The sequence below is a fragment of the uncultured Bacteroides sp. genome, from assembly GCF_902491285.1.
GTDB lineage: Bacteria > Bacteroidota > Bacteroidia > Bacteroidales > Bacteroidaceae > Bacteroides.
This window is the reverse complement of record NZ_CABUHK010000124.1, coordinates 1-10,315: the sequence shown is the minus strand read 5'-3', so window position 1 is coordinate 10,315 and position 10,315 is coordinate 1. Positions and strand designations below refer to the sequence as shown.

Here is a 10,315-nt window from a genome sequence, read left to right as displayed (position 1 = left end):
CCATTGCATAGGGAAATAGTTTGATATAAGCGTACGATGTGGTAAACTTATAGAGGTCTGTATCCAGTAGTGTTCTAACAATCATTCCGTTCGTTCTTTATATTAAAAACGTTGTAAAGTTAGTATTTGTTGAACGAAATAACAGTTTGGTCGCTGATAATTCTTTCTTTTTCAGTAGACTTCTGTTTGAATCTCTGATTTTATAACTAATTTCGTGGTGATTATGTATTAAAAAAGAGATGTTAGGTATGAAAAAGGCTTTGATATATGGCTGCGCATTACTGTTGCTATCATGCGGCGGAAAGACCGGAGGGACTTCGCAGTCCTCTTCCGTAGAACAAGAAAATACTTCGGACGGATTCTCTCCTGTGGTTGCAGAAGCTTTTTCTATGGATTTTTATAAGGGAAGTGACTGGCTTGTTCCCGATACGCTTTCCGGGGCGTTGCGGAAAGAGCCGGAAGCCTCTTCTTTAAAGGAGTATATATCCGACAGTATTTGCAAGAAGCAGATTGATAGCGTGGAACGCTATTTCTACAAAGGTACATTGATGAATGGAGCTTACAAGAATTTTTATTTCCGTTCTACGGATTCTTTTGTGTCGGAACCCTATTATTCGGTAACTGTTTATAAGGACGGAATAAAAAATGATACAGTATATCATTACAGCATATCTTCCCATTGCATGGTAGACCGTTTTATCACCCTCGACAGTATTCATGAACTTTATCAGTCTTATAATTCCAACGGAAATCCCCATATCTTCTATCAGGCTACACGGGGCAAACTCGACGGAGTGCGTCAGCGGTGGTATTACGATGGAAAGCCTGACTGGTTTGAGCACTATAAAGACGGGAAACTTCACGGAGAAGAAAGGAGATGGCACGCGAACGGACGACTGTGGCAGATTAATCATTATATTGACGACCAGGAAGTATTTCCAAGCGAATGTTGGTATTACGCCCATACTGAAGATAGTTACAATAATCCCAACAACGTAAGTAAAGTTCCCGACTTCTACGAGTATAAATATCAGGCGTCAGAGGGACATCCTCTTTATTACGTTGAGGAAACTTATGCATTGGAAGACGGCGAGAAGAAATATCTCCTTAAACGGAAATATTTTGAAGAAGGAACCGACGAGCCGATATGCTTCACAGATGGCAGATGTGATTCCGTGAAACGTGGTATTGTGACAATCGGTTCTCAAAAGCGGTTGGAAATAAGAGATTACTCCGGTGGGCGGCTGTGCCATTTCGCGAGCTATCCGTATTCGGAGAAAGGTGCGCCGGGTGTTATAATCGAAAACTATTCCGAAGACGGCAATCGGATGGGAAAGAGTATGTATGACTATCATAGTGGGAAAATGATACCTGTACGTCTATATGACAGTACGGGAGCAGACCTGAGAAAACTTGAATTCAGTGAATACATGGCTGCGAAAGCGGATAGCTGCAACACGCAGCTTGACCCTGGCAAAGGACGATATACAGACAGTAAAGCCCAATTGTCCGTTCGGTGGAAAAAGGGAACTCTTGCACTGCTGAATTCTCCACTGGAAGAGGACGAAGACGGATTTAGAAAATGGTATTATGACGGTTACCAGTCTGATTACGGTTTACATTTCTTCCATTTTTCCGGGTTCGAAAGCTGGGGCTATTTTGCGATGAGCGATGCCACTGGAGAAGTTTACAAATACAATGGAATAGATACTCCTTTGTTCTGTGGAAAATCCGGCCTTTTCCTTGTCGTTGATGAAAGTCCGTACGAGGGCGGGTGTTATGTCCGCGTTTACAAGATGCTCAGTGAAGGGCGTTTGGCAGAAGTTGCCGTACTTGATAGAGGGGGACTTGCTTACACTGATGTTGATTTGGTAGACTTTGCCTGGGTGGGTGAAAGTTCATTCATAGCAAATAAAAGGACTTCAGATGATGAACTTCAATATGATTTTTACGGAGAGTGCACGGACAGTTGTCTGGAAGAGTACAGGAAGTATGGTTATCTGCAAGGCGATGAGGACGGCTGGGGATATGTGCGCGTCGACCTTCGTCCTGCTTCCTTGCAGACTGAGCAGACTCTTTCTTCTTCCTTGGCGGACATTGAAGAAATGAATGCGTGGATAAAATCATTGTGAAACGTTAGTCAATAAGTCAATCCGACTTTCACGGTGAGGGAATGGTGTGATAATTCTTCTTTAAATTCAGTGCGGAAATACGGGTCGGTTTGTTTCTTTAACCGTTCCAACTTCTGTATTTCATAGCCTAACGCTACATTCATTTTCAGCTTTTGAGTAAGTCTTAGTTGTGCCCCCACGGACGGCGAGAGATAAAATCCGCCGTTTGTTTCTTTGGCGGCAGCGAATGAGCCGCCGATATTACATTCCAAATAAGGAGTCAGCTTCCTGGGTTGGGTAATGAAGAACTGTGCGTTGGCATATAGCGGGATAAGCGCTTTCTCATAAACGGATAAACCACTGCCGGCACCGACGGTAAACCGCTGATTGATGTGATAATGAGCAATGACTTGTCCGATGAAAGGTGTACACGAAGGCTGGCTCATGGAGAACCCGGTTCCGATAGATACAGTATAAGAGAAATGTTTGTTATCTGTCTGTCCGTTGGCGTACATTGCGATGAAGGATAACAGAATAAAGGTGAGTGTTGACTTTTTCATTATAGTATGTATATCGTTATGCTTTTGACAATATGTAATGCAGTTGTGAGCGAAGAAGTATCTTCTGTTATATCCCCGTTGCTTCCGTCCGGGCTGCTATGTCCGATTAACTTAGCTGCAAATACTTTTTCACCGGAAGTTAAATCCACCTCTGCTGCATAGACAAGGGCAGGCTGCCCGCTTCCCTCTTTTCCGCCGGAATAATGGACGTCTCCTTCTTTGGCGGATTTCGGATATGCATCATTGAAATCTGTGGAATGATTGATTTCTACTTTGACAATGAACTTCTTTACCTTACCCGTGGGAGTCATCCGTACATCAAAACTGCCTTTCGGAGTTGCTCCGCTGACTCCGTCGGTTAATGGCGATTTCTTTGTCGGGAGATACAGCCCGTCTTCATATTGAACACCTCTCTGATGACACCAATGCGGTAGAGCCTCTTTTCTGCGGTTTCCACTGGAAGCTTGCCAGGATTGAGTGGCTATTTTATGCGTCACATAAATAGTGGATAAATAATGTTCTTCCATATCTTCCGTCCAAATGGCAATTTGTGGCGGATTCTTCTTATTAATACCTAAGAATAGCGGAAAGTCATGCATCCATTCCTCACCCTTTTCGATAGATATTTTGAGGTCGTCGGTGTTGTACTCTATTAATTCCTGGTTGCATCCGCTATTAATCAATAGAGAGAGGAACCATAATCCCATAATCGTCATTTTATTCATTTCGTTAAAGTTGTTTTTTGTAGCCAAAGGTCTGCAAGTAAATTAATCCCTTCTTCCAGTTGTTCCCAACCGGTTTCTTGTTGTATTTTAAGTCCGTTATATGCCTGGCAGTTTTCTTCGAGTAGCGCCAGATAGCTGATAGCCGCTGTGATAATGGAAGCTACGGCGGCAGTTTCCTTTTGCGGATGCTTTGAAAGCCTGCTAACAGCTTCTATCAGCCAGAGTCCTTTTGCTTCCCGCTTGTCGCGCAGCTCTTTCACGAATTTGTTGTCTGTTGAGAGCTCCCAGCGATATAGCCGTTTCAAAGTATAACTTTCCCGCAGCCGGACGATTTGTCTTTTGAATATTTGCTTGATAAATTCAGATAAATGTTCTTTATCCGGCAATTCTTCATTGAAGTTAATCCAATAGTCATTTTGTTGGATATAGGCTGCTATCAACCCGTCTAATGAGTTAAAATAACGGTAGATAAGCATTTTGGAAACTTTAGCCTTGGCTGCTATTGCATTGATGCCTAATCCTTCGAAGCCACTTTCCTCGATGATGTCATCGACGGCTTTAATCAGGGTAAGTTCCGTTGCCTGCCTGTTTTTGATAATTTCTTTTTCCATACTTTTATAGTCTTGTTACTAGTTGGTCACAAAGGTATGTTTCCTATCGGTAACATGGAGAGGAAAAAGAGTTTTTTTTGATGCGGCTACTCTGAATTTGGAAAAGAATGATAAAATATGGGGGGCGGTGGGAGAGAGTTGTATGCTCGGTAATGCGATGCGATAACTAGTTTGTGGCAATGCATTGTTTAAGAAGCCAGGTTTCATCAATTATTTATTCAACCTGCGATTCAGTTTTCGTTTGACTTAAGTCAAACGATAGCTTAACTTAAGTCGAACGTTCGCTTGAGTTAAGTCAAACGAAAACCGAATAGGCAACGGGAAAAATAATCTATGCAAATGAATATCTTATTTGTAGTTAATAAGATGTTTCTCTATTATGATAATTCCACGGTTGGATTATGAGAGGTCAGTCCGCCGTCTACGACGATTGTTTGTCCGGTGATATACCGGGCGTCGTTCGAGGCGAGAAAGGCAATGGTGGCTGCCACATCTTCCGGTTCACCCAAATAAGGCGTGGCACATTGTCCCAAAAAGATGTTGCGGACATCTTCATTCAGATTATCCAGGGCGGCGGGAGTCAGTATCAGTCCGGGCGCTACGGCGTTGCAACGGATATTCTTTTTGCCCAGTTGGGTGGCGATATATTTAGTCAGGTTGATGACACCTGCTTTGCTGGCTCCGTATAAAGTTCCGTTGGCGTCGGCAGTCATTCCGCTGATAGATGCCACGTTTACGATATTTCCGCCGCCGTGCGCCACCATGATAGGAATCACTTGTTGGGAGAGATACATGGTGCAGCAGAGGTTCAGGTGAAATACTTCATCGAAGTAGTTAATATCCAGTTCCTCGATACCCAAGTCACGTTTTGGGTCGGTTCCGCCTACGTTGTTAATCAATATGTCCACTTGTCCGTACTCTTTCATTGCAAAGTCAATCAGCTCTTTGCAGCTTTGCAGTTCGGTAGCGGAGAAATAAATGGGACGTACGTCAGCCCCCGATTGAGTGAGTTCGGCAGCAAGTTGCTCCGCTTTTTCTTTGGAGTGGTCGGCAATGACTACTTTACCGCCTTCAGAAACAATGCGGCGTGTGGTTGCTTCGCCAATGCCGCCGGCAGCACCGGTGATGATGACTGCCTTATTTTCGAATCTATTCATATAATGAGAATTTGATGGTTACCTTCTATCCTAAACAAGCGGGTGGAGGATTTGTTACTTACCTTAAACTCTCTTTAATAAGATTCGATAACCAGTTTGAAAACTTTTGCATCTCTCTTAGTTTTTCGCTCCTATATATTTAAGAAAACTGTTAAATGTTAACGTTGTTCTGTTTATATGTTAATCGGATTCCGATTCTATTAAACCATGTTATAAGATACCCCGTTTTGCCCGATAAATTTGGAGATAAGCCGAAAGTCCGTATCTTTGCAATGTGTTTTTCATAGTATTAGATTTAAGGTTAACAAAAGATTGGCTGTCTGGGATAGATAGCCTTTTTTTATGCCCTTAAATTTGGGTGAAGATTTAAAATAGTGAGTATTGGTTATTCTTCAGACTTTTCATTTCCCGTTCTTTCACCACGTCGTTTTCTGATAAATGCCCGATAAGAAGCGGAGAATTTTTATCATGCTTCTTCATATTATATTCTGCGGTGTTGTAATTGCCTTTGATTGCATAGCAATAGATGCACCCGTTGAGGCAACTTTCATACGTACCGATGTCGATGCTTTCGATGCAGTTGCAGATACTCCGTTGATTCTTGTCTTTCTTGGCAAGAATCGGGCAGCCGATAATTCTTTCTATCAGTTCTTTGTCGATACACAGGCCACTGGGGATATTCAGATGTCTCAAATCCACTTTAGTGGTGCAGGTATCTAATTGGACAGTCGGATACGCATCTATTGTTTTCCTGAAAGAAACAGCCATTTCTTCAATCTCTTCTTTTGTCAAAGGATTGATGTTGAATTGTCCTACCGCATTGCGGATATGCTGATAATGGTCGATGAATCCCAGCATACATTTTTCTGTATGGTCTTTAAGCCCGTCGGCTATTTGTGCAAATGCTTCTTTATGGAAAGCTACATTAAACTCTGTATTTGTTAATATCGGGTCGTAACGCCAGATGACTTTCTCTTTTCCAATCTTGTCGGAGAGCCGTTTGAAAGTTTCTATTCGTTTGGCGATAGAGGGCAGGTTGTTTTCCAACTTTTCGCCGTAAGGGTTGAGGGTGAACTGGAAATAGTATTTGTAATCCTGCAATTTATCCAGTTTGTCAATCATCGGAGCCGGATTCTTTGTCCAGAACACGATACAGTCTACTACGGCAGGGTCGAGGTTGACCTTGCCAATCATCTTAGGATTGAAAGGATTAGGTACTAATACATATCTCTCTTTAATCCGGTTGAAAAACCAGGATGAATAAAATGCCGGAATATCCGTCCGGCGGCTGGCGCTGATTATCATACTTCAAAGTTACGTAAAATGAATCTTATTTATCCTCTTTTGGGCAGAAAAAAGAATGAAGCCTGTTTCCGGACTATGCTGCAAGCAATGATTGTGAATGAATATGTTAAATGTTAACGTGTGAAGTCTGAAATGTTAATGCGCTTCCGAGAGTATTAAACCGTGTTATATTATCACCTGTTTTCACTCTGAAATTTGCTATTTACCCGAAAGATAGTACCTTTGTAATGTGTTTTTTTCATAAGTATTAGATTTAAGGTTAACAAAGGATTGGTTGCTCGCGATGAGTAGCCATTTTTTGTTTTTATACTTCTTGTGATTGTTTATTCCTCAACCATCGCCAATAACATCTAGGACTTTCCTGTTCTTTTTTAACTTATCCGATATGCATTGTTTGGTTATAACAAAAAACGATTTTTATTGTTATAGTACGAAAGACTTAATAAACTGAACATTATGAAGAAAAGAATCTTATTGTTAGGGGCACTTGTTGGTGCTTTCTTGCTGGCTTCTTGTTCGGGAGGGAACAAGAAGCAGGTTGCGTCCTCGGCTACTCCTGAAGAGTTGGACGACGCCAGTAAAGTGATAAACTATTATCATACATCACTCATTGTTTTGAGGCATGTAGCTAATGCAAAAGATATAAATGCGGTATTGGGATATATGGAGCAGACAGGAAAAGTGCCCGAAGTAGCTCCGATTGCGCCGCCGGAGGTCTCGGTCAGGGATACTGCGGAACTGATGAATCCGGGTGTCTACTTCAACGATGAAGTCCGTCAGAATCTGATACAGAATTACAGGGGATTATTTACTTCGAGAGCACAGTTCTACGCTAATTTTGATAAATTCCTGTCTTACCGGAAGGATAACAAAAAGGCGGAAACCACTAAACTTTTGAAAGAGAACTATCAATTGAGCATAGCGATGTCCGAATACAAACAAGTGATTTTCGATATATTAAGCCCTCTGACTGAACAGGCGGAAAAGGAACTTCTCGCCGACGAGCCGTTGAAAGACCAGATAATGGCTATGCGTAAAATGTCGGGCACCGTACAAAGCATCATGAACCTCTACTCCCGTAAACACGTAATGGACGGTATGCGGATTGACGTGAAAATGGCAGAATTGAAAAAGGAACTGGAAGCCGCAAAGAAACTTCCTGCCGTTACCGGTTATGACGAAGAATTGAAAAACTATCAGAGTTTCCTCTCTTCCGTAGAATCCTTTATGAAGGATATGCAGAAAGCCAGAGATAAAGGCGCTTACTCGGACGCAGATTACAATGCAATGTCCGATGCCTACGAATACGGGCTTTCCGTTATCTAAAGAAAAAGTTTCCTGCTATCCTGCCACCATTGGCACGATAGCGGGAATTATTGTTAATAATATTTATATCCTATATAAATCAGCTGCAGTCTTGAATTCGTTCAAGACTTTTTTATTTTCTTTCCCATAACTTTGCTGCCATAAGACTAAACTATTTTATGAAATAGGAAAAGATAACCAAACCCTGTATGTTATGAAGAATCTGCAATTAACTAAACTAGGCTTTTTACTTTTTCTCATCCTGTTGTGTGGATGTAGTGACAACTTTATTATTGATACTCCTGCCGAGGCGGGTAATTCTTACGAAGCCGATGTCCATGTCCTGAATAAATTCGTAGACATCAGCGAACCGGTTCAGAAGTATTACATTAATCCGAACAAGAAAAGCACCGTTTTGTCTTACATCACAAATTCCGACCTTGAAGAACTGAACGCTGTGAATTCACTAAGTGCATCGAGGTACGAAAAAAGTCTGCTCCGGCTGAATGAAAGGATTTCACAGAGTATATCATCCCATACGGTAGATTATGTAGTGATGTGTACAAGCAGCCAAATATTTGTAGACCGGATTAATAATGATTCGCCTATCGAATTGAAAAGCGCCGGTTTCACAACTCTGTCGGATAATCTGGTCGTTTCCTTGCTGGATATTTCATCGGAGGAAATGTCTTCAAGAGAGATTTATTCGGGAAATCTGGTACAGACGGGACTCGAGCTGAATCCGTCCCTGTATGCGAGGGATAACTGGATATTCCGCATAAAATGTGAGGTGGGCGAACCGACAGATAGAAAAACGGCCTGGGTGCTTTTCTGCGGAGTTGGTTATTTCAGTGCTGCTTCTTTCAATTGGCTTGCGCTCGATTCTTATGATAACCGGGTTTCTTGGAACTTCACCGGCGAAAGTATGATGGATGAACCTATGCCCTCAATTGCGCAAATGGTTTTCTTCAAATAAAAGAATGTCCCATTTTTACAATACATAATCCGGCAAACTTTCTACTTTTGCAGTCGTAACTTAAAAAACGGTTATAACTTAAAAAGTAGAAAATCTGCCGTATGCAATCATTTCAAATTATCACTCCTGTTTCCGTACTGGCTCCTTATATCCGGCATTACTGGATATTGCAGGATGATGCGGCGGATACTGTTTCCGAGCGGACTCTGCCTATTGGTTGCATCCAACTTGTGTTTCACAAAGGCAAACGGCTCTTTTTGCAGAACGAATCGCGGTTGCAGCCGCAGTCGTTTGTTTGCGGGCAGTCGGTCGGCTTTTCCGATGTGGTGTCTACGGGAAGGATAGAGATGATAACAGTTGTCTTTCAGCCTTATGCGGCAAAGGTGTTGCTTCATATTCCCGTCTATTTGTTTCACGGGCAGAATGTGTCTATGGATGAGGTGGGAGATACCGGACTCTCGGACTTATCGAAACAAGTTGCTGATACTCCCGACAATACGGCTTGTATCCGTCTGATAGAACAATTCTTTCTCCGTCGTTTATATTCTTTTTCCGAATACAATTTGAAGAGAATGTCCGCTGTCTTTCAAGAAATCAATAGTCAGCCACAGATTCAAATCTCGCAGTTGTCGGAAGCGGCTTGCCTGAGCAACAAGCAGTTCGGTCGGGTTTTCGCCGATTACGTGGGGACGACTCCTAAAGAATTTATCCGTATTGTGCGTATGCAGCGTGCGCTGTTCCTGTTGCAACAGAATCCGGCAGTTCCTTTCGCCCGGCTTGCCTATGAGTGCGGATTCTCCGACCAGTCGCACATGATAAAGGAGTTCAAGCTCTTTTCAGGCTATACGCCTGCCGAATATCTTGCAGTTTGTGCTCCCTATTCCGATTATTTCTCCGAACTTTAGAAGATGTCCCTTTTTTCCTATCAGGGCCCGACGGGTTACCCTACTTTTGCAATGTCTTTGCAAAGGCTTAGTAGTAACCATAAAAAAGAAACAAAATGAAAAAGTTTATTGCATTTTTCGAGATTCCTTCTGTTGATTTTCGTCGGGCTGTCGATTTTTATGAAACGGTGCTAGATGTGCAACTTCCGGTTTTTGAGTGTGAAGAAGAAAAAATGGCGTGTTTCACCGAAGAAGGGGAAACGGCCGGAGCTATTTTCTACGCGCCGGATTATCTTCCTTCAGAGAAAGGAGTGATTATCTCTTTTAATTGTGAAGATATTACCCTGACATTAGACAAGGTGCTTCAGAAAGGTGGAAAAGTCGTGATGCCTAAAACGAAAATAGAGGTAGAAGGCAGAGGATGGTTTGCCCTGTTTACCGATAGTGAGGGAAATAGAGTAGGGCTTTATGCCGACAGATAACTGATAAAACAGATAAAGGAGAGGAAGATTATCTGTACATCGTAATTCCCATTCATTGAGAATGGAATGGGTAAGTTAATGCAGGTGTGCCAAGACAAAACGGCGCACCTGCATTTTATACTTCTTATTCCATTTTATTCCACCGGAATATAAATCTCCGTCAGCAACTCTTCGGGAGCCGTTTTGCACGGGTCGTTCA

General features: G+C 42.3%; 10 protein-coding genes. 5 read left to right on the top strand and 5 right to left on the bottom strand.

Annotation, left to right across the window (positions count from 1 at the left end; all coding sequences use genetic code 11):
• Positions 1-248: 248 nt before the first annotated feature.
• Complete coding sequence (locus tag RDN93_RS20640; protein ID WP_308747235.1) at positions 249-2,132, top strand: hypothetical protein; 1,884 nt, start codon at positions 249-251, stop codon at positions 2,130-2,132.
• An 8-nt stretch (positions 2,133-2,140) separates the two neighbouring features.
• Here the strand turns inward: RDN93_RS20640 and RDN93_RS20635 are convergent, their stop codons facing one another.
• From RDN93_RS20635 to RDN93_RS20615, 5 genes are all read right to left on the bottom strand, one after another.
• On the bottom strand, positions 2,141-2,671 hold the full coding sequence (locus RDN93_RS20635) for a hypothetical protein (protein ID WP_308747234.1): 531 nt from the start codon (positions 2,669-2,671) through the stop codon (positions 2,141-2,143).
• Positions 2,671-3,396 (bottom strand): hypothetical protein, encoded by a 726-nt coding sequence (locus RDN93_RS20630; RefSeq protein WP_308747233.1) that lies wholly within the window; start codon positions 3,394-3,396, stop codon positions 2,671-2,673. Before RDN93_RS20630 ends, RDN93_RS20635 begins: the two co-directional genes overlap by 1 nt.
• Positions 3,393-4,007, bottom strand: a complete 615-nt coding sequence (locus tag RDN93_RS20625) for a TetR/AcrR family transcriptional regulator (RefSeq protein ID WP_308747232.1) — start codon at positions 4,005-4,007, stop codon at positions 3,393-3,395. The genes RDN93_RS20630 and RDN93_RS20625 overlap by 4 nt, the downstream gene beginning before the upstream one ends.
• Before the next feature lie 377 nt (positions 4,008-4,384).
• Positions 4,385-5,164 (bottom strand): SDR family NAD(P)-dependent oxidoreductase, encoded by a 780-nt coding sequence (locus tag RDN93_RS20620; protein ID WP_308747231.1) that lies wholly within the window; start codon positions 5,162-5,164, stop codon positions 4,385-4,387.
• A 366-nt stretch (positions 5,165-5,530) separates the two neighbouring features.
• Positions 5,531-6,469 carry a DUF1848 domain-containing protein gene (locus RDN93_RS20615; RefSeq protein WP_308747230.1) on the bottom strand — a complete coding sequence of 313 codons (939 nt, stop codon included), beginning with the start codon at positions 6,467-6,469 and terminating at the stop codon, positions 5,531-5,533.
• Between the two features lie 456 nt (positions 6,470-6,925).
• Between RDN93_RS20615 and RDN93_RS20610 the strand changes: the two genes are divergently transcribed.
• The 4 genes from RDN93_RS20610 (at position 6,926) to RDN93_RS20595 (ending at position 10,116) form a co-directional block, all read left to right on the top strand.
• On the top strand, positions 6,926-7,795 hold the full coding sequence (locus RDN93_RS20610; RefSeq protein ID WP_055173572.1) for a hypothetical protein: 870 nt from the start codon (positions 6,926-6,928) through the stop codon (positions 7,793-7,795).
• Positions 7,796-7,988: 193 nt separating this feature from the next.
• The gene (locus RDN93_RS20605) at positions 7,989-8,750 is read left to right on the top strand and encodes a hypothetical protein (protein WP_308747229.1); all 762 of its coding nucleotides are present in this window, start codon (positions 7,989-7,991) and stop codon (positions 8,748-8,750) included.
• A 101-nt stretch (positions 8,751-8,851) separates the two neighbouring features.
• Complete coding sequence (locus RDN93_RS20600; RefSeq protein ID WP_308747228.1) at positions 8,852-9,655, top strand: helix-turn-helix domain-containing protein; 804 nt, start codon at positions 8,852-8,854, stop codon at positions 9,653-9,655.
• Between the two features lie 95 nt (positions 9,656-9,750).
• On the top strand, positions 9,751-10,116 hold the full coding sequence (locus tag RDN93_RS20595) for a VOC family protein (RefSeq protein ID WP_308747227.1): 366 nt from the start codon (positions 9,751-9,753) through the stop codon (positions 10,114-10,116).
• Positions 10,117-10,315: the final 199 nt, after the last annotated feature.

What these genes read in the sequence shown, in the direction of transcription:
- RDN93_RS20610 (WP_055173572.1), top strand. Translation starts at nt 6,926, where the DNA reads ATGAAGAAAAGAATCTTATTGTTAGGGGCACTTGTTGGTGCTTTCTTG.
- RDN93_RS20635 (WP_308747234.1), bottom strand. Translation starts at nt 2,671, where the DNA reads ATGAAAAAGTCAACACTCACCTTTATTCTGTTATCCTTCATCGCAATG.
- RDN93_RS20605 (WP_308747229.1), top strand. Translation starts at nt 7,989, where the DNA reads ATGAAGAATCTGCAATTAACTAAACTAGGCTTTTTACTTTTTCTCATC.
- RDN93_RS20620 (WP_308747231.1), bottom strand. Translation starts at nt 5,164, where the DNA reads ATGAATAGATTCGAAAATAAGGCAGTCATCATCACCGGTGCTGCCGGC.
- RDN93_RS20600 (WP_308747228.1), top strand. Translation starts at nt 8,852, where the DNA reads ATGCAATCATTTCAAATTATCACTCCTGTTTCCGTACTGGCTCCTTAT.
- RDN93_RS20595 (WP_308747227.1), top strand. Translation starts at nt 9,751, where the DNA reads ATGAAAAAGTTTATTGCATTTTTCGAGATTCCTTCTGTTGATTTTCGT.
- RDN93_RS20625 (WP_308747232.1), bottom strand. Translation starts at nt 4,007, where the DNA reads ATGGAAAAAGAAATTATCAAAAACAGGCAGGCAACGGAACTTACCCTG.
- RDN93_RS20630 (WP_308747233.1), bottom strand. Translation starts at nt 3,396, where the DNA reads ATGAATAAAATGACGATTATGGGATTATGGTTCCTCTCTCTATTGATT.
- RDN93_RS20640 (WP_308747235.1), top strand. Translation starts at nt 249, where the DNA reads ATGAAAAAGGCTTTGATATATGGCTGCGCATTACTGTTGCTATCATGC.
- RDN93_RS20615 (WP_308747230.1), bottom strand. Translation starts at nt 6,469, where the DNA reads ATGATAATCAGCGCCAGCCGCCGGACGGATATTCCGGCATTTTATTCA.